Genomic DNA, 24,081 nt, shown 5'->3' with positions numbered 1-24,081 from the left:
TTCCTGTCCTTTTATCATTTGTCCTTGCAAACTTATTTTTTAGAAGCGTACGAAATAGAAAGCCAATTTGTATAATAAATCAAAAAAAAATGATACATATTGAATTTGATAAGCATGCAACAATAACTAAAGAAATATTGCTCAGGAAAATAAGTGAAGTGAAAAACCGAAAAGGACTATTTGGGGAATGTTTTATAAAAATTAAAACAAAAGATGGTAACAACTATCCAATTGTATATATAAACAGTTTTTTGTCTATTGGAGATAAAATTGCGATAATAAAAGAATTGAATAAGCGAATAACTGCAAACAAAAAAGTGTTGTTGTAATCACTGTAGATTTGATTACGTCTAAATCCACCCGGGTATCGCGAATGTCAGTACTAAATCAGAAATCGACAAATATAAACCTGTGACTAACGGTTATACTAGACTTATAAGTGCAGCCCTTTCATTTAGACACATTTTGACCACAAAAAGAAAAAGCGAGACCTATACCTTTCATCCTTCACCCACCACCCAACATTCGTGACAATTAGTGTAATTCGTGTCAATCCGCAAATAAACCAACGCACTATGCGTAATTATTTGGTAATAGGCCTAGGTTTGGCTGGTATTTTCTTTCGCCAAAAATTTGAAGCCTTATGCAAAGGAAAGGAACCCAAAACCAATTTTTTCCTCTCATTCGTCAATTCAAAATGGGCATCCGTCAATTTGGGTGGATTTTTAATCCCGATAGCTATAACTTCACTTATCGGTTGCTAAACAATCATTAAAACAATTTTTAGCTTATAGCTTTATAACTAATGAAAACCATAATATCACTTTGTGTTGGATTATTCATTTTGAGTCTGAGTTGCCCCAACTCATCGAGCAGTTTATCAGAAAGTCTAGATAACTGTTCTTGCGACACAATAAGGGTAAAAGAAACAATTCTTTCCCAAGATTATTTGTCAATCGATAAATACGATACTAATTCGTTTATTCCAGGCAGTTTATATTCTCTTTCATCAGAAGAAAATAGATTGCTTTGGTTTAGAGACATCGAAAGCCCAGATACAACTAAATTCACACCTTATTGGAATGATTATGTTCCGAATAATTACCACGCTAGCAATTCCGACTTTATTAAATATTATAAAGATGATAAGGATATAGAAATGGCTTTCCAATTTGGGCCTGGTGGTGTTATGTGGACATATTATTCTTTTGTGATTAAAAAAATAGAATGCTGTTATGTCATTACTCACTCCTCTTTTACACATGCGCGATTCAGATACAGAGCGTACGCTTTTCTCAACAATTCAGAAATGGATAAACTTCGGAATGTTTTAGAGCCATATAAACAGACGCTGATTCCGTCTAAGAAAGAATATGGTTATCATGGACATTTTATTGATAATAGAAATGGCAAAATCTTTTTTATTGACTTCGAAAAAGAAGTTGATTCAACCAATAATCCTACAAAAGAAATTATGAAGTTGTACAATTTCTTGGATGATTCAATAAAATGGAACGTCACATATAGCACGTAAGATAGCTATAACACTAGCCAAAATCCATAATTTGAGCTGTGTCGTAAATTCGTATTTTTGTCAAACCGATAAGCGCAATCCCTCCCGTTCTAGCATTTTTGACTCAAAAAAAGAAAAGAAAAACCTGTCAATCAATAGGCGATTCAGCATCCTTCATCGAACACCCAACATTCGTGACAATTGGTGCAATTCGTGTCAATCCGCAAATAAACCAACGCACTATGCGTAATTATTTGGTAATAGGCCTAGGTTTGGCTGGTATTTCCTTCTGTGAAAAATCAGAAATCTTGCGCAAAAGAAAAGAACTCAAAACCAATTTTTTCCTCTCATTTGTCAATTCAAAACAGGCATCCGTCAATTTCGGTGGGCTTTTCAGTCCCGAAACCTATAGCTTCACTTACCCGCACTGAATTTATTTCAGTGTTTCAGTATCGTGCCAAAGAATCATTAAAACGGATTTACATCCTTTTTAGTTGTGTGTCAGCAACAAACAGAAATTGAATAAATTTAGAATGCTTTCAAGTTTAAATTTACTTCAAAGAATAATTTTATTAGTATTTGGAATTTGTCTTGTTCTAAACATTTATTATCAATATGATATAAAAGACGAGAAAACAATTCTTAACCCTAACCCTTGGGAAAGTTTTCCAAAAGAAGAGAATCATCAATGGATAAATGCTGGATTATTTGAATTAAGGTCTTACCAAACAGAAGTCAACTCTTTTCACAGGAATAATTTTTGGGGATTAACCTATGACATATTTTGTGAAATTAGATGCAAAGAAGAAAATCATAGTGAATTAAAAAATAGTATCAGTTCATTTTATATAAATCAATCCCTTGCAGAAGCACAATCCATTCAAAATGCAAAACATATTAAATTTCATAATACAGATTTGATTTTTTCAGAATACGCTTTCGGGGATAATATCAATTTCTACAAATCGTCAGAATATAAAGGATATTACAAGTCTAATTCCGGTCTGAATATCCAATTCCATTCATCTTATTTTACACCAAAATATATTAAGTTAAATCTTGATGATCAAACTGCAATTTGGGTAAAAACAAATCCTTTATTATTGTTCAATAGCTTTGTGGTTAGCTCGGTCTTTTTCAGTTTAGGAATCATTTTATTGTTCGCTTTGGCCATTTATGGTGGATATGAATCTTTTGTGTTTTTAATTGTTCCTTTGTTTTATTTCTCCTTTAGTGATTATTATGTATGGTTTTACTTTTTGTTCCTTTTTTGCTTAAGCATCTTCTTTAAAATAAAAATGAGAGCAATTACTGTCAAATGGCTACATCTACCATTTTTGTATTGGAAGGCTCTTCCTATAGTTTTTGTTGGACTGGTGCTATTTACTCATAAATGGGAAAAAGAATTTAGCTGGGATGGATTGTTTTTTGAATCACTGCTTGCTCTTTTTTATATGTTTATCACTTGGCTCATGGCTTATGTGAGTTCATCAAGCATCTACGCAATTTATATGTATATTTTCTGTGGAGAAAAGGATATTGATAACCTGACATTTATTGATTTTTCTTCCAATATGGATGTAGGATATGGGGGTAGACGAATTCCTTATTATGAGTCTACAATTAAGTTTAAGGGTACGATTGTTTATAATGTTAAGATGAATTATTCCTGTTGCTTTAAGGCAAAAAAGAATGAAGAAGTTAACATTTCTAAATACAGAACAGACAACAAAGGGAATTATCTATTTTACTGACAATGCCGAATATATAACCTAGGCCATGTGTAATACGATCAAATGGTAAAACCAAAAGTTCATTGCCCTTCACCCACCACCCAACATTCGTGACAATTAGTGTAATTCGTGTCAACCCGTGGACACTATATTCAACATCTACCCGAGATGCCTACTTTTGCACCATGGTTGACTATTTAGTTGTAGGCCTTGGATTGGCCGGAATTTCCTTTTGTGAAAAATTAGAAGCTGAGGGCAAGTCCTTTAGAGTAATATCTGATAATTCCCAACAAGCTTCGTTGGTTGCCGGGGGGCTTTATAACCCTGTTATTCTGAAAAGGTTTACCATGGCGTGGAAGGCCAAAGAGCAACTGGAAAAAGCAATGCCATTTTACCAAGGATTGGAAAGGAAGTTGAACGTCAAATTGGATGAGAAAATTCCTGTACTCAGAAAGTTTGCCTCTATCGAAGAGCAAAACACATGGTTTGAGGCTGCGGATAAACCTGGACTTGATTATTTCTTGTCCACTAACATCATTAAAAACGAAAACCCCAGTATTGATGCTCCTTTTGGTTTTGGTGAAGTAAAGCACACAGGGCGCATACATACAAACACTTTAATTGCTTCGTATGGCGAATACTTAGAGCAAAATGGGCTTTTGCAAAAGGAAACTTTTGATTTTTCTTGTTCTGAAGCCTTTAATGACCATATTTCCTATAAATCGATAAAAGCCAAGCAAATTGTTTTTGCCACAGGCTACGGGCTTAAAAACAGTCCCTTTTTCAACTATTTACCATTAAATGGCACCAAAGGAGAGTTACTTACCATAAAAGCCCCGGATTATAAGGAAACCAGAGTTGTCAAATCTTCGGTTTTTACCATTCCTTTGGGAGATGATTTATACTTAGTGGGAGCAACGTACAAATGGAAAGATAAAACCAATATGCCTACCGAAGATGCTAAAAATGAGCTTCTAGAAAAATTGAAAACCTTTCTCCAATGTGACTTTGAAATTGTGAACCACGTAGCGGGAATAAGACCTACTGTTGTGGATAGAAGACCTTTGGTGGGCCAACATCCGGAACACAAAAACATGTACGTTTTAAATGGTTTTGGCTCACGGGGAGTAATGATAGCGCCCTACGCTTCTGAACAATTGTTCGATTATATTGAAACGGGCAATGAACTCGACTCGGAAATCAATATCGATAGATTTACCAAAAAGTATTATTCCAATTGATTTTGTGTCTCTGGTTCGTATTTAAAAAAGAAGTTGATCCAAATATTTCTTGATAAACGAATGATTACCGGCAAAAAAACAACTAGCGTCAACACAATCGCTATAAAGGTACTTACCAGAGAAGCCCCGAAAATCACAAATGCTATTACAAAGGCCGCTGTTGCAAATGCTATCCCGACAGCATAACTTACATACATCGAACCATAAAAAAAAGAAGGCTCTATTTTGTATTTGGTATCGCAATGCGAACATCTTTCATGCATGTTAAAAAGCTGTGATAGCATATAAGGGTTCTTATTGGTGTACATGCTCTCCTGATGGCATTTAGGACAACTTCCTGTTAAAATACTGTAGAGTTTGTTTCCTTTTTTTAACATTTGCAGCGATTTTGTGCAAAATTACGGATTCGTGCACATTTGTGCAGAACATAAGCCCATATAAAATGCTAAATATCCATAACCTTTCAGTCTCTTTTGGTGGAGAATATCTTTTTGAGGAAATCGCTTTCAGATTAAATGGCGGCGATCGTGTGGGACTTATTGGTAAAAATGGTGCTGGAAAATCAACCTTGCTGAAATTACTTTCTAAAGAAATGGGCCCTGATACAGGTACTATAGCAATGGAAAAGGACATCAAGATTGGTTTTTTAAAGCAGGATATTGATTTTGAACACGGAAGAACCGTTTTGGAAGAATCATATCAGGCATTTCATGAAATCAAGAGCCTGGAGTTAAAGCTCGAACAGATTAACCAAGAACTTGCCGAGCGAACGGATTATGAAAGTGACGGCTACAATCAGTTGATGGTAGATTTGACTGACATTACGCATCGTTATGAAATTTTGGGTGGATATAACTACCAGGGAGATACGGAAAAGGTTTTATTGGGGCTGGGTTTTAAACGAGGCGATTTTGACAAACTCACTGATACTTTTTCCGGTGGATGGCGGATGCGTATCGAATTGGCAAAACTTTTATTGCAAAACAACGATGTGCTGCTGTTAGATGAGCCTACCAACCACTTGGATATCGAATCCATTATTTGGTTGGAACAATTTCTAAAAAACTATTCTGGTGCCGTGGTAATCGTATCCCACGACAAAATGTTCTTGGATAATGTGACTAACAGAACTATTGAAATATCCTTGGGTAGAATTTACGATTACAACAAGCCCTATTCAAAATTCCTAGAGCTTAGAAAGGAAATCAAGGAACAGCAACTGAATGCCCAGAAAAACCAGGAAAAACAAATTCAGCAAACCGAAAGGCTCATTGAAAAGTTCCGTGCCAAGGCCACAAAAGCCTCAATGGCGCAATCCCTGATTAAAAAACTGGACAAAATTGAACGTATTGAGGTCGATGAAGAGGACAATAGCGTTATGAATGTCCGTTTTCCTGTGTCCATAACACCTGGTAAAGTGGTGGCCGAATTGGAAGAACTTTCCAAAAGTTACGGACCAAAAGAAGTGCTTACAGGAATAGATTTGTTGGTTGAGCGTGGCAGTAAAACGGCATTCGTGGGTCAAAACGGGCAAGGGAAGACCACTTTGGCCAAGATTATGGTCGGTGAATTGGACTACACGGGAAACTTAAAGATTGGGCACAACGTTCAAATAGGCTATTTTGCCCAAAATCAGGCTGAATACCTTGATGGAGGCAAGACCATTTTGGATACCATGATCGATGCCGCCAACGAAAGTAACAGGAGTAAGGTAAGGGATATTTTAGGATCCTTTTTGTTTAGGGGAGATGAAGTAGATAAACAGGTAAAAGTACTTTCCGGGGGAGAGCGTAACCGATTGGCTCTAGCCAAAATGCTTTTGCAGCCCTTCAATGTTTTGGTAATGGACGAACCTACCAACCACCTTGATATCAAATCTAAAAATGTATTGAAACAAGCTTTGCAAAAGTTTGAAGGTACTTTGATATTGGTTTCGCACGACCGTGATTTTCTACAGGGGTTGACGGATAGGGTATACGAATTCAAGGATGGGAACATCAAAGAATACCTCGGTGATATCGACTTTTATTTGGAGCAACGTAAAGCTGAGGATTTTAGAAAAATCGAAAAGGGGGACAAAAAAATTCAACCCAAAGCAGAAACAAGCCCAAAACAAAATGATTATCAAGCGCAAAAGAAGATAAAGTCCCTTAAGAACAAATTAAGTGGATTGGAAAAGAAAATTGCGCAACTGGAAAAGGACATAGCCACTATTGACCATGAGATGCTCATGGATTACGATGCCACTATAGCAAAACCCGGCTTTTTTGATGATTATCAGGGCAAAAAGGTAGTGTTGGAGACTTTGATGGAAGATTGGGAAAAACTCTCTGAGGAGCTGGAACAGCTGGATTAAGCTTGAGAATAAGTCCGTACACCACACTTTTGGACACATTTACAACATAATTTCAGGGATACACTAAATTAATTTGTAAACCCCTTGATTCCATCCTTAATTTGTAGGTAAATTCTTATATATTGAATTTGCAACCTCTATGAAACTGACCATTTTAACGTTTTTGTTCTTGCTGATTACCGGAGTTGGGTTATCAAATGCGGAAATTTCACAAAAGGAGAAAAGTGCATTGATAGAACTGTTCCAAAGTACTAATGGAAAAAGTTGGAGTACACCATGGGACCTAAATGCCCCGGTGCATACTTGGAAAGGAATTAAGTTGGTCGATGGTCATGTGGTAGAAATAAATCTGTTCAGAAACAATTTGGCGGGAACATTACCGGAAAGTTTGGGGAGGCTGAGATATCTCACTCATTTGAACTTGGCATTCAATAATATTACAGGGGTTTTGCCAAAAGACATTGTAAAGCTCAAAAGACTCAGAGTGCTCAGATTGGAAATGAATCGCATAAAAGGTTCTTTACCTGTTGGAATAGGACAGCTTCAAGAACTTGAGGTGTTTTCCATGTTCAATAATTTTCTCAACGGGTCAATTCCACCAACATTTGGAAATCTGACAAATCTTAAAGAATTGAACCTGTCCAGCAACAACCTCAAAGGAATCATTCCAAATTCAATTGGAAATTTGACCAAGCTGGAAGCGTTGGGGCTTTTTGAAAATAACCTTGAAGGGTCTATTCCCGAGGAAATGGGAAAATTGGGCGAGTTGCGCGAGTTGGTATTGGCAAATAATCAATTGGGTGGTGAAATCCCTGCTGAATTCAGCCAGTTGGCGAGCCTTAAGATTCTACAGATTCAAAATAATCGGTTTGATTCTTATACAGGACTCAGACAAATGAACACAAAACAATTTTTGGTCTTTGATACCGATGAGAAGACTTTAAATCCAAAATTCAACGATATACAGCTTCAACGTACCCGCATGGCGGATACAAAATTTGAAGATGATGACGATAATGAGTAGTTAGTTATACTTTAGTTTGTTTGGTTTGGGGATACAGGCGTGTATCCCCTTTTTTTGTGTTTATAAATAGCACGGCAGCGCAACAATTTATGAAATATTTAACCTATTTCACATCATTGAGCCAATAGCTTTGCAAAGCTAATTCTCTCCAACAATGCGCAAGTTGATTATTTCCGTCATAGTGGGCGGTCTCATTATTTTTGGGTCTATATATTTTGCTGGGCTCATAGCCGGAAGCAAAAAAGACAGAAGGCCAAAATCCCAAAAAGTTGTAAAGACAGTTTTTGTTGATACTGTAAAAAATGGTACAATTCCTATTATTATTCCGGCCAATGGTAACCTAAAGGCGAAAAGAAGGGTCGAATTATTTTCAGAGGTCCAAGGCGTTTTTAGGTCGGGAAGCAAGTTGTTTCGGACAGGACAGGAATATAATGCCGGACAAACATTGATTCGTATCGACGCCAATGAATATTATGCCAGTGTACAATCGGCAAAAAGTAACCTATACAATTTGTTGACATCCATTATGCCGGACCTACGATTGGATTATCAAGAGGTCTATCCAAAATGGCAAACCTATCTCAATAGTTTCGATTTGAACAAAACTACGCCCAAGTTACCCAAAATGGACTCGGAGAAAGAGAAATTCTTTATTTCTGGAAGGGGAGTGATGAGCAGTTATTACAATGTAAAAAACTTGGAACAACGTTTATCTAAATACACCATTTCTGCACCCTTTAAAGGGGTGTTGACAGATGCGTTGGTGACTGAGGGAACTTTAATACGTTCTGGGCAAAAACTGGGTGAATATATCAATACCGGTGTTTATGAATTGGAAGTTTCTGTAAGTAAGACTTTTGGCGATTTCTTAAAGGTTGGAAAGCAAGTAGAGCTATTCAATTTGGATAAGAGTCAAACATATATGGGAAAAGTAACCCGCGTAAATGGAAGGGTAGACCAGACTTCACAAACCATTACGGTTTTCATTGAAGTTAGCAATAGCGACCTAAAAGAAGGGCAATATTTGGAAGCCAAACTAGAGGCGAGGGAAGAACCTAATGCCATAGAGATTGACCGTTCCCTGTTATTGGAGAACAACCAAATCTTTGTGGTCAGAGATTCCATTCTTGATCTGATAGATGTGAAACCGGTTTATTTTACAGATAAAAAGGTGGTCTTAAAGAATGTTCCAGATAGTGAGGTTATCGTTGCCAAGGTGATGACAGGTGCCTATGAGGGTATGTTGGTCAAGATTTTTGACGGGACAAAACCTCCTAAAAAAGCGAAATCGTGAAAAAGGTCATTTCCTATTTTATAAAATACCATGTTGCGGTGAATGTGATTATCATCGCATTCTTCATTTTTGGACTTGTAGGGGCCTTTTCGTTGAAATCCTCCTTCTTTCCTTTGGTGGGATCTAAGAATGTTCTGATCAACGTAACATACCCTGGGGCTTCCCCTCAGGAAGTGGAGGAAGGCATCATACTAAAAATTGAAGATAACCTAAAGGGGCTTCAAGGTGTGGAACGTGTTACTTCTACCTCAAGGGAAAATAGTGGTTCCATCAATGTTGAGATTGAAAAAGGAAGGGATATTGACTTTATGCTATTGGAAGTCAAAAATGCAGTCGATAGGGTGCCGACCTTCCCAACCGGAATGGAACCTTTGGTAGTTTCTAAGTTGGAACCTGTAAGGCCTACGATTTCCTTTGCTGTAAGCGGCGAAAATATTCCACTTACTACTCTAAAACAAATTGGACGTCAAATAGAAAATGATCTTAGAGCTATTGATGGAATTTCTCAGATTGACATTTCTGGCTATCCCGACGAAGAGATTGAAATTGCTGTTGATGAAAACCGCCTTTTGGCCTTTGATGTTTCGTTCAATGAGGTAGCCCAAGCTGTTTCAAATGTCAATATTCTGGTTACAGGGGGAAACATCAAGACAAATGCTGAGGAATATTTGATTCGCGCCAACAATCGGTCCTATTACGGTGATGAACTATCTAATGTAATTGTTAGGGCGGACGCCAGTGGAAAAACAATCCGGTTAAAAGATGTTGCCACGATTCGTGACCGCTTTTCTGAAACACCAAATGCTTCCTATTATAACGATGGTTTGTCGGTTACAGCAACTGTGACAAGTACCAATACGGAAGATTTGATTGGTTCGGCCGAAAAAGTAAAGGAATATATATCGGATTTCAACCAAAAATACACCAATGTCCATTTAGATGTGGTACGCGACCTTTCCAAAACATTGACACAACGTACCGACTTACTTACCGAAAATGCTATTGTGGGAATGATTTTGGTACTGATCTTTCTTTCATTGTTCCTAAATACCAGATTGGCATTTTGGGTGGCGTTTGGCTTGCCCGTAGCATTTTTGGGGATGTTCATTTTTGCTCCCATGTTCAATGTGACCATCAATGTATTGTCGCTGTTCGGGATGATTATTGTAATAGGTATTTTGGTTGATGATGGGATTGTCATTGCAGAAAACATCTATCAACATTACGAAAAGGGAAAAACCCCGATAAGGGCAGCAATTGACGGGACCATGGAGGTGATTCCACCGATTCTTTCAGCAATCATCACAACTATTTTGGCATTTTCAATCTTCCTTTTTTTGGATGGTCGAATAGGGGATTTCTTTGGGGAAGTGTCGGTAATAGTAATGTTGACGTTGATAGTCTCATTAGTGGAGGCGTTAATCATTCTGCCGGCGCACTTGGCGCATTCCAAAGCATTACAACCACAAAAAGAAGGGCCAAAATCGAGTATTGGACAAGCTTTTGCAAAACTTAGAATCATCAACAAAAAGGGTGATCAGGCCATGGCTTGGATGCGGGACAAATTATACAGTCCTGCTCTACGATTTGCACTGGATTATAAATTGTTGACGTTCGCACTGTTTTTTATGGCTTTGGCCTTGACTTTTGGGTCTATTGGGGGCGGTATCATTAGAACCTCTTTTTTCCCGAGGATAGCAAGTGACCGGATTCAGGTTGATTTGCAAATGCCCAATGGAACCAATGAAAAGGTCACAGATTCCATCATAAGTGTGATTCAAGAAAAAGCTAAAATCGTTAATGAAGAGTTGACCGAAGAGTATTTGAAAGGGACAGATAAAGAACTCTTTCAAAACATGCTCAAGAATGTAGGCCCGGGCTCGTCAACGGCATCACTGGTAATCAATTTACTCCCAGGGGAGGAACGCCCTGATGAAGTTGTAGCAAATTTGGTGACAGGAAGATTACGGGAATTGGTCGGCCCGGTCATTGGTGTGGAAAATCTTATTTACGGATCTGGAGGAAATTTTGGGGGAGATCCCGTTTCCGTGTCGCTTTTAGGGAACAATATAGCCGAGCTCAAAGCAGCAAAAGCGGAGTTAAAGACTGCAATGTTGAACAATGCCCTATTAAAGGATGTGGCGGACAATGACCCAGCCGGAATCAAGGAAATTCGATTGAAACTTAAAGAAAATGCTTATTTACTGGGTCTTGACCTTCGAACAGTAATGAATCAGGTAAGGGCAGGATTTTTTGGAACGCAGGCGCAACGCTTCCAACGTGGACAAGATGAAATTCGCGTTTGGGTACGTTATGATCGAGAAAACAGATCTTCGATAGCAGATTTGGACGAAATGCGCATTTTGGCACCCAATGGTGAACGCATTCCGTTGAAGGAGATAGCGAACTATACCATCGAACGGGGAGATGTGGCAATCAATCATTTGGACAGTCAAAGGGAAATCCAGGTTTCATCCGACTTAACCGACCCGAATACCACTAGCGGTACGGATGCCATGACATGGATAAAAGATGAGGTGATGCCAGATATTCAATCTAAATACCCCTCGATTACACCCTCTTACGAAGGACAAAATAGGGAAGCAAACAAACTTTTGGATTCACTCACCTTTGTTGGCCTTTCGGTGTTGCTCTTAATTTATATCACCATAGCGTTCACTTTTAGAAGTTTCAGTCAACCGCTATTGTTGATATTATTGGTGCCGTTTAGTTTGACAGCTGTAGCCTGGGGACATTGGTTTCATGGCTTTCCAATCAATATTTTGTCCATGTTGGGAATTATTGCGTTAATCGGAATCATGGTGAATGATGGCCTTGTACTCATTGGTAAGTTCAACATCAACCTAAGAAATGGCCTTAATTTCGACGAAGCTTTGTACGAAGCAGGACGTTCCCGCTTCCGTGCAATATTTTTAACTTCTGTCACTACCATTGCCGGCCTGGCACCATTACTTCTGGAAAAAAGTAGACAAGCTCAATTCTTAAAGCCCATGGCCATTTCCATAGCTTACGGAATAGGCTTTGCTACCGTGCTCACTTTGTTGATGTTGCCCTTGTTTCTTTCGTTTGGAAACCACGTGAAAGTTTTGGCAAAAAGAGCATGGACAGGCGAAAAGGCTACCCGGGAAGAAGTGGAGCGTGCCATAAAGGAACAGAACGAAGAATTGCATATGTTGGAAGAAGGTACGCATCAGTCCAATGGGAGTGCAAGTAATGGTGAACTGAAACAAGAATCTTCAAAAGCTTTAGAAGAAACAATAGAATGAGAAGTACTTTTTATATCCTATCCCTTGTTTTTCTGACTCAAATATGTGTTGCACAAGCTCAAGATAAATTGCTTCCAAAAGAAGAGGCAATAGCTTTGGCGTTGGAGCAAAATCTTGGAATACGGGTTGCAAAAAACACCCTAAAAATAAACGAAAACAATGCCAGTATCCTAAATTCTGGGTATTTGCCCACGGTTACTGCCAATGCAGGCGGAAGCATTGATCGACAAAACACAGAAGGACAATTCGCAAGCGGGGATTCCCGAACTGCCGAAGGAGTAGAAACTAGGCGATATAATGCTTCTGTGAACGTTAATTATACGCTTTTTGATGGATTGAACCGCCATTATAGTTACAAAAGCTTTCAAGAACGCTCAAAGCAATCTGAATTGGAAGTCAGGCAAACTATTGAAAATACCATTTTACAACTGTTCTCTGTGTATTATGAGGCTGCACGGCTTACAGAGAACACCAAAAACTTGGAGCAAGCGCTGGAGATTTCAAAGGACAGGTTGAAAAGAGCCCGTTTTCAATTTGAATATGGACAAAATACAGGACTGGATGTGTTGAATGCCGAAGTGGACATCAACACCGACAGTATAAACCTGTTGAATTCGCAGCAGCAATTGCGCAATACGATGCGAGATTTAAATCTTGTATTGAACCAAGATTTGACGGCACAATTTGTAACGGATACCACGGTTAATTTCGTTCCTGGGCTGCAAATGGAAAATATGCACAACGATGCCAAACAGAACAATATTCGATTGCAATTGGTAGAAAAGGATATGAATATTTTAAGGTATGATGTAAAGGCCGCCAAAAGTGTCTTCTTGCCAACAATTGGGCTTACTGGTACATATGGATGGAATGAATCCAATAATAATAGCCCCTTAGCTTTCTTGATTCAAAATACTTCGACAGGATTGACAGGTGCTGTAAACTTGTCGTGGAATATTTTTGATGGCGGACGGGGCATTACTGGAATAAAGAACGTTAAAATTGGTTATGAGAACCAAGAATTACTGAAAAAACAAACCGAATTGGAGGTAGAACGGGATATTAGAAATGCCTGGGACAGTTATACCAATGCCCTGTATGTTTTTGAGGTACAGGAAAAAAACCTTCAGACCAATCAGGACAATTTTAATCGTACCAACGAAAAGTATAAATTGGGCCAAGTGACCTCTATAGAGTTTAGACAAGCACAATTAAATCTGCTCAATGCTGAATTGGCGAAAAGTCAGGCCAAATACAGCGCTAAATTGGCAGAACTTCAAATGCTTCAGGTAAGTGGACAATTGTTGAATGTGGAGTTTTGACCCATGTTTGAGTACTTTTTTCAATGCCCTTACTGGACGAGCTTCAAAGTTACATATTGAATTTGGGGAGAAGGAATTCACCGCAGCGCTTCACGGTATGTAAAGAGTGTAATGCACTATGCCAAAATAATGGGTATTCAGGCTTGTTCGAGAGGACTTCGACATAGTTTTGCCGTATATGCCGTTTCTAGGGCGCCTCTTACAATGGTAAAAAAATGGCTCGGTCACGCTAAATTAGAAACTACCGAAATCTACCTGAATGTTATTGGTCATGAAGAAAGAGAAATAGCCAAAAGGATTTGGCAGTAATTATTGCAAAGAAGATTTACTACTGTCATCTGTTCATAAGCAACTACACGAGCTCGAGGAAAACCTGATACAAATGGACGGTTTGATGAAAGCGTTGCAACAGGTTTTACCTGATGGCGAAGTACATAATACTGTGGCCGATGCTCTTGAGCAAAGATTAGAGTGCTTTCAAAAACAATTTTACCATCATTGGGAAACGTTATCTGGTCAAGAAAGGGATTAGAGAATGCGTTTTTGCTTATAGCATTCTGGATTTGATAAATTTGATATTGGTCTTGGTCACACCATGATTAGATGCCAAATTTTCCCATTGGCTGAGCGAATGTTTGGTCTGCTCTATGATTTCTTCAATTTTTTTCTTTTTCAAATTTGCCTCTGCGCCCAACCTAATCAAGTGTTCCGGAGTAGGGGATTGTCCTTCACCCATCACCATGGTACTTTGATGTCCTCTAGGGCCGGATGAAAAGGTTAAATCGTAAGCTGGGGAGAATTTCCATTCCCCTTTGGCATCCATCAAGAATGAAAAGTTCTTTCCATGGTCGTCACGGTTATGTGACAGGACGTTAAAGACCGCCAGTCTGTACATTTTTTCCACTTCACGAATGTCTTGGGTCAATACGCCCGTCAGGGTGAGCAAATCTTCATAATCCAGGGAGGGAACCCTGAAATTGGAATGCAGTACACCGCTTGCCGTATGGACATGTAATTTTTGATTACCGTTTCTGTCAAAACGCTGCGTGGCAAAATAACCGGCCCCTTTTTTGGCCCCAAACAAGTGAACAGGCATCATTTCAATGCCTGCTTCCTTGGCCATAAGGGCATAGACATATTCAATGGCACCTGCATCCGTTCCATCATTGCTATTGGCAAATTTGACGAGCCAATGCTCATAACCATCAATCAGAGTATGTTTACCGGAAACAATGTTCTCTTTTGAAGCATCCAGCCCGATCAGTGCTTTGGGCCGCGCACCGGCAGAAGAACCGTTCAAATCAAATAGTTCTTGTAAAACCTCACTTGCTCCACCTTCCAGAACATCTTGTGTCTGCTGTGAAAGGATATCAAGGTCAACGGCCCCATGTTCCTTTTCCAAATTGGAATGATCCGGTTCGTAGACAAGCGCACCGAGCCCGCTCATCCCTACATGGGCCAAACGGTCCAGTGGCGTAAAATCCTCCGGCAATAGATTTTGGCTGCGTACATACCTGTCGAAAAGCAACCTGCCCCAACCATCGGGCAAGCTATCGTTAAAGACACCGGGCAAGCCCTCAAAAGGCCTATGATCGAAAACTTGAAGTCCGCTGTCCAAAGGGAGTTTTAAGGGGGATATTTCCAAACCTGAGCGAAGAAAGCTGGTATCATATTCAAAATATATCTTGCCCTCCCTTTCGGCCAAACGGCCAACAGGTATCACATCAGTATCAAACTGAAGCCCTGCCTTTAATTCTTCTATGGAGATATAACTGCTCATTCGCGCCAGCCCCGTTTAGGTTTCTTTTCCTGTTTTTTATCCAAGACCTCATCAATGGACGAAAACTCGTTTTCCAAAGGCTGTGTTGCTTCAATAAGTTTTTCCAAGCGCCCCAGTGCCATGGCGATCTTGAAAAAAGACTCAAGCGAGATCACTCCTTTTTGCTCAAACTTTTTCAAAGATGCATAGCTTACACCTGAACGCTCGGATAATCCTTTTTGGGTATATCCTTTTTCAAGTCGAAGTGCCCTGATATTTTGAGCGACCTTGTTTTGTGCTTTTTTTGATGTAATAAGTGATATCATAATAGCAATAATATTCAAATATAATCATTAATTGCTATTATAGAGGTATTTATAAGTAAAAATCAAGAAATTTGATATTGAGAAAGCCAATCGATTTTTTCTTTTTTGCAAATTGGCTATATATTTGTCCTTGAGGACTTTCAAAACAAAATACTCCCCCCCCTGATAAGCTTTTAGAAAGTCTTGCGACCACAAAGCAATGGGATTTTCCGTAGCCGATAAACTAAAAAACGAAATAAAGAAAAGCTCAAAACCACAGGAGGTAGTTTATTATTTCTATGCAACTGAAGAGGCATATGAAATGTATAAAACCTCATTGGATGGTTTGTTGCAATCACCATGTATGGACTTTATGGTCGGTCAATACATTTCATCGGAGTTGAGAAATCCCGAGATTGATGAAGAGGTGTTTGATGTTGAAAGATACGCCATCATAACCCAAACAGAATACGGCAGGCTCCATCTAAATATTTGTCACAAGGTCAAGGAAAATGTCTTGGGCCCAGCATTGACTAGGCACAAAAAGTGGCATGAGCTTCAGGAAAAGAATGAAAATAGCAAAAATCCAAAGTATTAAGTTAAGGACATTTTGTGAAATTCGACCTTGCGTTTACTGACATTACTCATGAATATGTTTACAAAAGCTAACCCCATACCTGTTTGCCCTTACTTATGAAGAAAATCATTTCTTCTTTACCCTTTGTGAGATTCTTGAGCCATAGTGCCGGATTTCCTGGAATCGTGTATTTCAAAACATCTGATTTTGCACGTTGTTTACCTAGGGATTTCCATTCATCAGCCCAATAAAAAAGTTCATAGGTATCTCCCTTTTCTATAGTGTTAAAGGAGCTTCGGAACATATAGCTAATTTTGGAAATTTGTTCAGGCTTATTTAAATCCAGACCAATCCAAAATGGTCCGTCATAATTGAAATTTGTTCGGATATTTTCATCAAATACATTTTCTAAGATTCCTATATCGTGATTAGTATTTGAAATAGGTGTGCCACACAACAAGTTTCCGTCTCTGCCATGAAAAGACAGTTCAGCTATTCCGTTTCCTCTTTCAGCTCCAAACCCTATTCCCTTTGTTGTATAATATCTTACAAACCTAAATTTATCATTTTTCTCAACTCTAGTGGTTTCGAAGCGACTTGGCAAATCATTTATCTTGAACAAGGTTGTATATTTCTTAAAATCTTTATCATTTGAAGCTTGGAACTCGGCATCTTGCATGGCCATTGCAAAAGCCATTTCTCCGTCGTTTAATCCCACCTTTCTGTATAACGCCACTTTATGAGGTTTGTCCGTATCGGCTTTCAAAACATCAACTATTCCATTATCATTTAGGAATACGGGTGGAGCCGCAGGAACATAACGGTTGTTTTTATAATAAGCCGGAAGGTAAATATTCCTCACTCCCATATCCATGAAAGATGCTTTCCCTTTTTTTATCTTGCTAACAGCAACGGCATTCCATTTTTTAGAACCGTTGTCAAAATGACATAAATATAGGTGGGTTATCCCATCCAGAGAACTATCCAATGCTATCTCAATTTTGTGGGATGGAATTTGTGAAATCCCGGTAACATCTTTGATGTCTCTTCTCTGGAAGAAAGGCGGAATATTTTTTTTTGGATAATCTTCAGGGAAAATTGAATTGTTTATGCCATAGGTCATCATGTAGACTTTAGCAACTTTAAATGAGCTCAAATACACCGAATTGAAAACACTGGAGGCTTTAGTTGGGTTGGTTTCTGTTCCTTGAAAATCCACTAGGCGTTTATCCTTATCCAAAATAACGTTCCATGAATGTCCACCGAATTCGGTGACCTGAGCTACAGGGATACCTTGTGAACGCATGGCATAGGTAGTAAGGTTTCCCATGTCATAACAAGTTCCTACCTTTGCATCATAAAGCTCGCTGAGAGGAAGATCTGGATAATCTGACATTGAGGCCCAATCATTCCTGAACCATTTAAGGCTATCGTTCATAATTTGTGCCAGTCGAACCAGATTCCTTTTATCATCCTCTTTTAAGTCATTCAACCAACTGTACTTTTCATGCTGTGCTTTACGCCAATTTTCCAGTGGTTCATTAGTTCCTCTATAGGGTAAAACAAACTCACAAAACTCATCGAAGGAAAGGTGTTGAGCCCAAGGTTTTACCCTCCATATATTAAAAGCGTGGTCTATGTTTTCAATTAGGAAATTGGATGTGATTACTTCGACGTCCCGTATTTTAGGTAATTCCGACATATTTAATTTTCCATGCACTTGGCACAACGAATCCCAGTAACTTTTAACGCTGAACTTGCCAGGCATTGATGTGCTAGTGTTTGTCATTACCTCTATTCCCACATTGTACGCTGAATCCAGTGCTGATAGGATTTTTCTGTGCGGCCCTATTTTTGAATGGTCATATGAATATTTGTTGACCATATTTTTTATGAGGAACTGTGCCGCCTTTAGTTTTAGACTGTACTTGGGTTTTTCGTAGTAGGCAATGACCTTTTCTAGTTCTTTACGATTCTTTCCGGCCAATTCAAAGGCATTTTTCAATGTGTTTTCTGTATAGTCCTTTTTACATGAATACAGCAGAAATAAGAAAATGCTAACGAGTACTAATGGAATGACTCTTTTCATAAATCTGGTTCTTATGGAAATCATATTTTTAAAATATTAAGATGAAATTTTATCTTTTGTTATAGCTTTTCCCATGATTAGGTTGTCATCTTAAACGTTCATGACCGTTGAACAATTGGGTATTATATTTTTCATGTAAGTTTTGGTAAAAATTTCTGGATATAGTATCGTCTACTTTGCCATAGTAATCTATAAAGTACTTGAAGATTTCTTGATGCGGGATTGAAGGAGCCGCATAATATAATAAGTCATTTGGAATATAGGTATTTGTAATTGTCCTTAAACCGGACAAGACCCTATTTTTTTCATATGAACTAGAAGTCACATAACCATAAGCGTGTAGTGCGTCCTTATAAAGTAGTATTATACTGTTTTCGTCATTTCCAAGTTTGCCAATGAAACGTGCTTGATACAATTTTGGTAAAAAATCTCCATTACTTAAAAAAATGGCTTTTTTGTATAAATTTTTTGCTACTGATGTATCCCTATTTTCTTCTAAATATGCAAGATATGTCCATGCTCTATAGAGATTGGGAAGTTCTGCGGTAACTTCACGCAATAATTTCCTAGAATTTTCAGGATTTTCTTTCAACAGTAATCTTGCTAAACGTGCTTTTAGGATTGGATTATTATCTTGCTCTATAACTTGTTTAAGCCCTTCGATAGCTTCTTTTTTTGCTGACAAAGCCGTTTCAGGATACTTATGTGAAATTTCTTTGTAGAAAGGAGATTCCAAAACGTCTGGAGAATATCTGAGCACCTTACTCAAGTTGGATTTAATATTTGTGTGATTGTTGTTTTGAAGATCAAATAATATTTTGCTTATTCGATATGTACTGTTATAGGGGTTTAATTCGAGGGATTTTTTAAAGTACATTTCAGAACTGTCTTTTTGATTCAAAGCAAGGTGGATCCAACCCATGTTATGGAGGCTTTCGTCATCGAATGGATTTGACCTTAGCACAGTCATCAAGTATTTTTTTGATAGGCTTAAAGTGTCTTTTTCAAGGACATTAAACTCTAAGATATTTGGGTGTCTACATGAGAGTTTCATTTGTAGTGCTTTTTTCGAAAGGATAAATGCTTTGTGTTTGTTTAAAACAATGTTATTTGGTTCAATTTCTAAGGCTTTGTTCAAAGAATTGTTGGCAGTCAGTTTTTCTTCTTTTTTGTATAAGTCAACAAATAAGTTATTGGATTTATTTAATTTAGTACTTCGTATATGAATATGTGCTATGCATAAAGCCATACCTAGCACTATGGTTAACAGTCCAGCATTTAACGGTTTGGACAATTTGATTTTTTTCAATTCAATATCATATGGAATTAGAAGAAAAACTAGATGAAAAAACAAAAGATAAACAGCGTTGTCACTAAACAAAGAGGAAAAAGTCAAATCTCGTACCAAAAAAACTACCAAACCGGAAAAAATGAGTGTCAACTCTAGTTTTTCTTTTTTGGTTCTGTTCTTATTTCTTATGCCTCTTGAAATTATTAGAGCACAAATCACAAATAGGGAAAGATAGGCAACAAAACCTAGGATCCCTTTTTCAATTAATAATTGTAGATAAGTGTTGTCGGTCTTTGAGGAAAATGCTGAATCTTCGGCCACAAATGGTCTTGTATCCCTTGCTAAAATAAAATTACCATTCCCCCAACCACTAATAGGTTTGTCTTTAACGAATTGAAATGAATGCTCCCAACGATCAATTCTTCCGGAAGTACTTCGCTGCTGAGAAGAGGTTTTGTTAAAGGCAAAAGTGGTCGTCACAGAATCTCTTGTAACGGGAATAAGAAAAATTACCACAGAAACAATAAAAACACTAAAGACTAATGGTGCTTTCTTACAATTTTTAAAACCTAGATAACCGGATAAGATAACAAATAACGATAAGCTTATATAAACTCCTCTCGAGAAAGAAACAAAGATGCAGAAAACATTTAGCGATAAAATCAAAAATGTAAATAACTTATATTTTAGTTCTACCTCCCTATAAGATTGTATTGTGTTATGTGCAAGCAATAGGATTAGTACACTTGCCCATAAGTTATTCAGGTGCCCAATTGGAGTGTATAAATTTTTGAAATTTACTAATTTGCTGAAGCCAACGTTTGTCAGGCTCATCTTGAAGTAAAGAAAAGATAGAATATTAAGTATAAAAAGAAAAAAACTTAGTAAAGTAATGGCTTTTACAATTTGAAACCTTATCTGTTTTTTTTTTTTGATTAAGTACTTGTATAAAAAAAACAGCAGGACTAAAATCAAAGGCCTTGAATACAAGTCGATGCCAAAAGATGTATAAGGGGAGTTACAATAGGTGAAAATCTGGCTTAACAATATAAGGAATAGAGCCAAATCCAAAAGAGTTATGGAATACGTCTTATTGCTCAAAACAATGTTGTTTAAACAAAATGCATTACTAAGAAACAGAACACAAAAGGTGTGGCATAGGCGATACTTCTAGAATAGTTTAGGTTTTCATCATTTTTTTTAAGGATAAGAATAAAAAGAATAATTCCTATTGAGGCAAAAAGAATATCACTCAGGCTGTTTAAGAACTTAAAAGATGACTCATTGCCTATTATTGAAACAAGCTCAACTTCAGATGAGATGTTCTTGATTTTAGTTGAATATATTACCGTTATAATAAATTTAGATAGTTCTCCAACCAAGAAAGTATAAATCAATACAGTTGAAGCTCTTTTAAAAGCTTTTAGAGTTGCAGCTTTTTCTTTAAATATCCCGGATATTAGATGTGAGGCGGATACAGACAAAATGAGAAGTATGCTGAAAAAAAAGGTGCCGATTCCCAAAGTGGTATATGACCCAATCCTAACCAAGTTTGAATTGTCCAGCGTCGCAGAATTTAATATGATTTCTGCTTTAATGATTCCGATAATTAATATCACAATTGCCGTTATGAAGATTTGATTTATTAACTTTTTTATATTTATCATGGTAACAAAATTTGTTGGGTGTTAGTTTTGGTCTATATATTTTTGAGATATATAAAATTGCGAATGAAGTCTCTTCCTCATTTTAAAACCAAGAAGTATTGGAGATATATGTTGTGACACCAATCGTTAAGCTCAATAAAAAAATTCCAAAAACTCTATATCCTTTGGTTATATCTCTAAATGATATAATGAATACTATGTTTGCTAGGAACAGTATGAATAATTCGGAGACACTATTGTAAAAAAACCAGTCCGTATTATAAAGTTGACTTTGGAATGTAGTGTCAATGTCAATATCGGGTAATTCTTTGCTAAGGTAAAATACAACTAAAAACACTTTAATAAACTCTCCTGACATCAAAACGTAAATAAAATTTTGATAAGATTTGGAAAATTCATTCAACTCAATTGAGCCTGTAAAAATTTCAGAAAATTTAATGGCATCGAACATCAATATGCAAACTAGGGCGATTAATCCCAAAACTATACAGGAAACAAGCAAACTAATTAACATAGTTGTGTAACTAGCAAAAGTTGCAATGTTCTTTACGTCATCATTAAAAAAATTTAGTATTAAATGGTTTTTTGCTGCACCACAAACTAAAGACGTTAATCCGAAAATCAATATTGTTTTCACAATTTCGGATAAAGATTTTCTTGGCATATGGCTTATAGGTTAGTTTCTATTATTGCTGAAAAAACAAGCAGAATTATTGGCAAAAAAAAACTTGATAATTTGGGTAACAAACTCAAGATTAACATTTCACCTTTTAATATTGTTTTAAGAATAGTAAAGCCTTTAAACCCAATACTTCCAAACAAAAGTAGACTGATTATCTCTGTTGGACTGTGTAATAAGCCATACAGGATTTTTGAATATGGCATTTCTAGTGATATACAATTATTGATGATTTCTGAAAGAATATAGCCATTCCAGACAAAAATAATTGCTGAGATGATTCCCCCGCTTAAAAGACCTCCTATTGAAATTAAAAGTCCTACTTGTAAATTGGTAAGCAAAATATTTTGATAATTGTGCTCTTGCTCAAAAATCACAATTTTATCGGTGGGTTTATTACTTGTATTTGGGTTAAGGTCATCTTGTTTTTTTGGCAGATTATACGATAAAGTTGAACTTAAAGCACCAATCAACCAAAAGGCAATTCCGACACAAATAAAGAATTTGCGCTCCTTCATAAACTGTGAATGTGTTCAATCCTTTTAGATAAAGGAGGGTGAGTTGGACCGCCTTTTGCTACACTTCCGTCAGAAAGTTCATCTAATTTTTCTAAGCATGTTATTATACTTTCTTTTCCAACCACGGATGCTGCATAACCATCCGCTTCGTATTCGTGTTTTTTTTGTGCTTTAGTTGTCAACATCCACATGAACAACCCATAAAACAATGCGCCGTGAAAACCTCTAATAAGATGAACGTAAGTTGGGTATTTATCTATAACTAAATCGGTGTAAAAAGAAGTTGTATATCCAACTAAAAAAACAAATAGAGTTACTAGGTAAAGTTTAAGTAAATGCTTTTTTTTATGGTGTCCTACTTCATGGGCAATTAGAGCTCCAAGATTATTTTCACCCATATCTTCTATCAAATCTTTGCTTATTATAACAGCTTGCGTAAACCGGAGAACTCCTAAAGCATATGCATTTTTAAAATTTTCATTGGTCACAAACAATTTGTATTTTCCAAGGATATCTTGATATTTTTGCTCAATCAAAGGCATTTTATAAAGCCCTTTTCCTCTAATAATAAGTATGGGTTGAATAGAAAACCAATAAGCAGGAATAACGGACAAAATAACAAATACAAAAACGTTAAAATAGATAGTATTCAACTTTAATTCTGAAAAATACTCTAAGGCAAAAATTATAAAGTAAAAGAGTATTGAAAGTATGGCCAAATCGGCTAGAATAATCTTTCTATTAATAATATCTGGACTTTTGAGCTTTCCCTTTGAAAAGAAAAAAATAAACAGATTTACCAGAATATATAGGGCGCTTAGTGAAACAGATATAGCTACCGTTTTCATATAAAAAAATCCTTGTTTAGTATTTTTTAATCAATTGACGAACTAGGAGTTCAAGTTATCTTTTTGAAATTAAAAAGGAAGGACTTTTTTAGTCCTTCCTTTTCAAGAGCCGTTTTAAAGTGCTCCTATACCAGCACCTATGGCAGTTCCAATTCCAGGGGCAATTGATGAGCCAATTAAGGCTCCAACTTTTGCTCCAGCCCATCTGCCTGCCATACCAGCAGCAACCCCAGTGGCAGCCGCAGCACCTCTTTGTAAATGAGTGTTTTCGGTTACCTGACTAGCCAACCAAGAGCCAACCTGAGCTTCTGAAGTTTGGCGTACAGATTGTGCGGAAAACAGCAGTATTCCTACTGCTAATAAGCCTAAAAAAGATTTTTTTGTCTTCATAAAAACTGTTTAATACTATCTACTCTATTGAAGGATTTTCGATTTTCTCCTATAAAAACGCGAGGAAAATTAGAGAGAGATCAAAACTAAATCAAAAATTAATCCGTAAAAAAAATACGGGAAAACCAGAATTGGCAGGTAATTAATGAAACAATTACTTGTCAAGTTTCTCTAATGATTTGAAAATT

General features: G+C 37.2%; 22 protein-coding genes. 12 read left to right on the top strand and 10 right to left on the bottom strand.

Features of this window, described 5'->3' with window-relative positions; translation table 11 throughout:
* Positions 1-89: 89 nt before the first annotated feature.
* The 5 genes from E4661_RS19260 (at position 90) to E4661_RS05665 (ending at position 4,487) form a co-directional block, all read left to right on the top strand.
* On the top strand, positions 90-329 hold the full coding sequence (locus E4661_RS19260) for a hypothetical protein (RefSeq protein ID WP_205728926.1): 240 nt from the start codon (positions 90-92) through the stop codon (positions 327-329).
* A gap of 476 nt (positions 330-805) precedes the next feature.
* Positions 806-1,534 (top strand): hypothetical protein, encoded by a 729-nt coding sequence (locus E4661_RS05675; RefSeq protein WP_136465861.1) that lies wholly within the window; start codon positions 806-808, stop codon positions 1,532-1,534.
* 221 nt (positions 1,535-1,755) lie between these two features.
* Complete coding sequence (locus E4661_RS19255; RefSeq protein ID WP_205728925.1) at positions 1,756-1,944, top strand: hypothetical protein; 189 nt, start codon at positions 1,756-1,758, stop codon at positions 1,942-1,944.
* A gap of 87 nt (positions 1,945-2,031) precedes the next feature.
* The gene (locus tag E4661_RS05670) at positions 2,032-3,267 is read left to right on the top strand and encodes a hypothetical protein (protein ID WP_136465860.1); all 1,236 of its coding nucleotides are present in this window, start codon (positions 2,032-2,034) and stop codon (positions 3,265-3,267) included.
* A gap of 164 nt (positions 3,268-3,431) precedes the next feature.
* Positions 3,432-4,487: an NAD(P)/FAD-dependent oxidoreductase gene (locus tag E4661_RS05665; protein ID WP_136465859.1), complete on the top strand. Its 1,056-nt coding sequence runs from the start codon at positions 3,432-3,434 to the stop codon at positions 4,485-4,487.
* On the opposite strand, the gene E4661_RS05660 is transcribed toward E4661_RS05665, so the two are convergent.
* Positions 4,475-4,864 carry a DUF983 domain-containing protein gene (locus E4661_RS05660; RefSeq protein ID WP_136465858.1) on the bottom strand — a complete coding sequence of 130 codons (390 nt, stop codon included), beginning with the start codon at positions 4,862-4,864 and terminating at the stop codon, positions 4,475-4,477. The two genes, E4661_RS05665 and E4661_RS05660, sit on opposite strands and share 13 nt — an antisense overlap.
* A 65-nt stretch (positions 4,865-4,929) precedes the next feature.
* On the opposite strand from E4661_RS05660, the gene E4661_RS05655 reads away from it, so the two are divergent.
* The 6 genes from E4661_RS05655 to E4661_RS19045 all read left to right on the top strand — a co-directional run bounded on the left by E4661_RS05655 (position 4,930) and on the right by E4661_RS19045 (position 14,302).
* Positions 4,930-6,843 (top strand): ABC-F family ATP-binding cassette domain-containing protein, encoded by a 1,914-nt coding sequence (locus tag E4661_RS05655; RefSeq protein WP_136465857.1) that lies wholly within the window; start codon positions 4,930-4,932, stop codon positions 6,841-6,843.
* A gap of 139 nt (positions 6,844-6,982) precedes the next feature.
* Positions 6,983-7,867, top strand: coding sequence for a leucine-rich repeat domain-containing protein (locus E4661_RS05650; protein ID WP_136465856.1), 885 nt, complete (start codon positions 6,983-6,985; stop codon positions 7,865-7,867).
* Between the two features lie 154 nt (positions 7,868-8,021).
* Positions 8,022-9,161 (top strand): efflux RND transporter periplasmic adaptor subunit, encoded by a 1,140-nt coding sequence (locus tag E4661_RS05645; protein ID WP_136465855.1) that lies wholly within the window; start codon positions 8,022-8,024, stop codon positions 9,159-9,161.
* Positions 9,158-12,448 carry an efflux RND transporter permease subunit gene (locus E4661_RS05640; protein ID WP_136465854.1) on the top strand — a complete coding sequence of 1,097 codons (3,291 nt, stop codon included), beginning with the start codon at positions 9,158-9,160 and terminating at the stop codon, positions 12,446-12,448. Before E4661_RS05645 ends, E4661_RS05640 begins: the two co-directional genes overlap by 4 nt.
* Positions 12,445-13,770, top strand: coding sequence for a TolC family protein (locus E4661_RS05635; RefSeq protein ID WP_136465853.1), 1,326 nt, complete (start codon positions 12,445-12,447; stop codon positions 13,768-13,770). Before E4661_RS05640 ends, E4661_RS05635 begins: the two co-directional genes overlap by 4 nt.
* 382 nt (positions 13,771-14,152) lie before the next feature.
* Entirely contained in the window at positions 14,153-14,302 is a 150-nt protein-coding gene (locus tag E4661_RS19045; RefSeq protein ID WP_168796335.1) for a hypothetical protein, read from the top strand.
* A 15-nt stretch (positions 14,303-14,317) separates the two neighbouring features.
* Here the strand turns inward: E4661_RS19045 and E4661_RS05625 are convergent, their stop codons facing one another.
* Together E4661_RS05625 and E4661_RS05620 are read right to left on the bottom strand one after the other, a co-directional pair.
* Positions 14,318-15,550 (bottom strand): type II toxin-antitoxin system HipA family toxin, encoded by a 1,233-nt coding sequence (locus E4661_RS05625; protein WP_136465851.1) that lies wholly within the window; start codon positions 15,548-15,550, stop codon positions 14,318-14,320.
* On the bottom strand, positions 15,547-15,855 hold the full coding sequence (locus E4661_RS05620) for a helix-turn-helix domain-containing protein (protein ID WP_205728924.1): 309 nt from the start codon (positions 15,853-15,855) through the stop codon (positions 15,547-15,549). Before E4661_RS05620 ends, E4661_RS05625 begins: the two co-directional genes overlap by 4 nt.
* A 199-nt stretch (positions 15,856-16,054) precedes the next feature.
* Between E4661_RS05620 and E4661_RS05615 the strand changes: the two genes are divergently transcribed.
* Positions 16,055-16,432, top strand: coding sequence for a hypothetical protein (locus E4661_RS05615; protein ID WP_136465850.1), 378 nt, complete (start codon positions 16,055-16,057; stop codon positions 16,430-16,432).
* A 67-nt stretch (positions 16,433-16,499) separates the two neighbouring features.
* On the opposite strand, the gene E4661_RS05610 is transcribed toward E4661_RS05615, so the two are convergent.
* The 7 genes from E4661_RS05610 to E4661_RS05580 all read right to left on the bottom strand — a co-directional run bounded on the left by E4661_RS05610 (position 16,500) and on the right by E4661_RS05580 (position 23,893).
* Positions 16,500-18,500: a transglutaminase domain-containing protein gene (locus tag E4661_RS05610; RefSeq protein ID WP_136465849.1), complete on the bottom strand. Its 2,001-nt coding sequence runs from the start codon at positions 18,498-18,500 to the stop codon at positions 16,500-16,502.
* An 85-nt stretch (positions 18,501-18,585) separates the two neighbouring features.
* Complete coding sequence (locus E4661_RS05605; RefSeq protein ID WP_136465848.1) at positions 18,586-20,766, bottom strand: O-antigen ligase family protein; 2,181 nt, start codon at positions 20,764-20,766, stop codon at positions 18,586-18,588.
* 137 nt (positions 20,767-20,903) lie between these two features.
* Positions 20,904-21,458, bottom strand: a complete 555-nt coding sequence (locus E4661_RS05600; protein ID WP_136465847.1) for a hypothetical protein — start codon at positions 21,456-21,458, stop codon at positions 20,904-20,906.
* A gap of 82 nt (positions 21,459-21,540) precedes the next feature.
* Entirely contained in the window at positions 21,541-22,122 is a 582-nt protein-coding gene (locus E4661_RS05595; RefSeq protein WP_136465846.1) for a hypothetical protein, read from the bottom strand.
* Positions 22,123-22,127: 5 nt separating this feature from the next.
* Entirely contained in the window at positions 22,128-22,655 is a 528-nt protein-coding gene (locus E4661_RS05590) for a stage II sporulation protein M (RefSeq protein WP_136465845.1), read from the bottom strand.
* Positions 22,652-23,503, bottom strand: a complete 852-nt coding sequence (locus E4661_RS05585; protein WP_136465844.1) for a M48 family metalloprotease — start codon at positions 23,501-23,503, stop codon at positions 22,652-22,654. Before E4661_RS05585 ends, E4661_RS05590 begins: the two co-directional genes overlap by 4 nt.
* A gap of 114 nt (positions 23,504-23,617) precedes the next feature.
* Positions 23,618-23,893, bottom strand: coding sequence for a hypothetical protein (locus E4661_RS05580; protein ID WP_136465843.1), 276 nt, complete (start codon positions 23,891-23,893; stop codon positions 23,618-23,620).
* Between the last annotated feature and the right edge of the window lie 188 nt (positions 23,894-24,081).

The organism is Flagellimonas onchidii (genome assembly GCF_004804315.1).
In the GTDB taxonomy this organism is placed as follows: Bacteria; Bacteroidota; Bacteroidia; order Flavobacteriales; family Flavobacteriaceae; genus Flagellimonas; species Flagellimonas onchidii.
The sequence above is the reverse complement of the archived record's forward strand: the minus strand, read 5'-3'. Positions and strand labels throughout refer to the sequence as shown.

What these genes read in the sequence shown, in the direction of transcription:
- E4661_RS05585 (WP_136465844.1), bottom strand. Translation starts at nt 23,503, where the DNA reads ATGAAAACGGTAGCTATATCTGTTTCACTAAGCGCCCTATATATTCTG.
- E4661_RS05580 (WP_136465843.1), bottom strand. Translation starts at nt 23,893, where the DNA reads ATGAAGACAAAAAAATCTTTTTTAGGCTTATTAGCAGTAGGAATACTG.
- E4661_RS05665 (WP_136465859.1), top strand. Translation starts at nt 3,432, where the DNA reads ATGGTTGACTATTTAGTTGTAGGCCTTGGATTGGCCGGAATTTCCTTT.
- E4661_RS05625 (WP_136465851.1), bottom strand. Translation starts at nt 15,550, where the DNA reads ATGAGCAGTTATATCTCCATAGAAGAATTAAAGGCAGGGCTTCAGTTT.
- E4661_RS05620 (WP_205728924.1), bottom strand. Translation starts at nt 15,855, where the DNA reads ATGATATCACTTATTACATCAAAAAAAGCACAAAACAAGGTCGCTCAA.
- E4661_RS05650 (WP_136465856.1), top strand. Translation starts at nt 6,983, where the DNA reads ATGAAACTGACCATTTTAACGTTTTTGTTCTTGCTGATTACCGGAGTT.
- E4661_RS19045 (WP_168796335.1), top strand. Translation starts at nt 14,153, where the DNA reads ATGGACGGTTTGATGAAAGCGTTGCAACAGGTTTTACCTGATGGCGAA.
- E4661_RS05595 (WP_136465846.1), bottom strand. Translation starts at nt 22,122, where the DNA reads ATGCCAAGAAAATCTTTATCCGAAATTGTGAAAACAATATTGATTTTC.
- E4661_RS19255 (WP_205728925.1), top strand. Translation starts at nt 1,756, where the DNA reads ATGCGTAATTATTTGGTAATAGGCCTAGGTTTGGCTGGTATTTCCTTC.
- E4661_RS19260 (WP_205728926.1), top strand. Translation starts at nt 90, where the DNA reads ATGATACATATTGAATTTGATAAGCATGCAACAATAACTAAAGAAATA.
- E4661_RS05590 (WP_136465845.1), bottom strand. Translation starts at nt 22,655, where the DNA reads ATGAAGGAGCGCAAATTCTTTATTTGTGTCGGAATTGCCTTTTGGTTG.
- E4661_RS05660 (WP_136465858.1), bottom strand. Translation starts at nt 4,864, where the DNA reads ATGTTAAAAAAAGGAAACAAACTCTACAGTATTTTAACAGGAAGTTGT.
- E4661_RS05675 (WP_136465861.1), top strand. Translation starts at nt 806, where the DNA reads ATGAAAACCATAATATCACTTTGTGTTGGATTATTCATTTTGAGTCTG.
- E4661_RS05645 (WP_136465855.1), top strand. Translation starts at nt 8,022, where the DNA reads ATGCGCAAGTTGATTATTTCCGTCATAGTGGGCGGTCTCATTATTTTT.
- E4661_RS05615 (WP_136465850.1), top strand. Translation starts at nt 16,055, where the DNA reads ATGGGATTTTCCGTAGCCGATAAACTAAAAAACGAAATAAAGAAAAGC.
- E4661_RS05655 (WP_136465857.1), top strand. Translation starts at nt 4,930, where the DNA reads ATGCTAAATATCCATAACCTTTCAGTCTCTTTTGGTGGAGAATATCTT.
- E4661_RS05610 (WP_136465849.1), bottom strand. Translation starts at nt 18,500, where the DNA reads ATGAAAAGAGTCATTCCATTAGTACTCGTTAGCATTTTCTTATTTCTG.
- E4661_RS05600 (WP_136465847.1), bottom strand. Translation starts at nt 21,458, where the DNA reads ATGATAAATATAAAAAAGTTAATAAATCAAATCTTCATAACGGCAATT.
- E4661_RS05635 (WP_136465853.1), top strand. Translation starts at nt 12,445, where the DNA reads ATGAGAAGTACTTTTTATATCCTATCCCTTGTTTTTCTGACTCAAATA.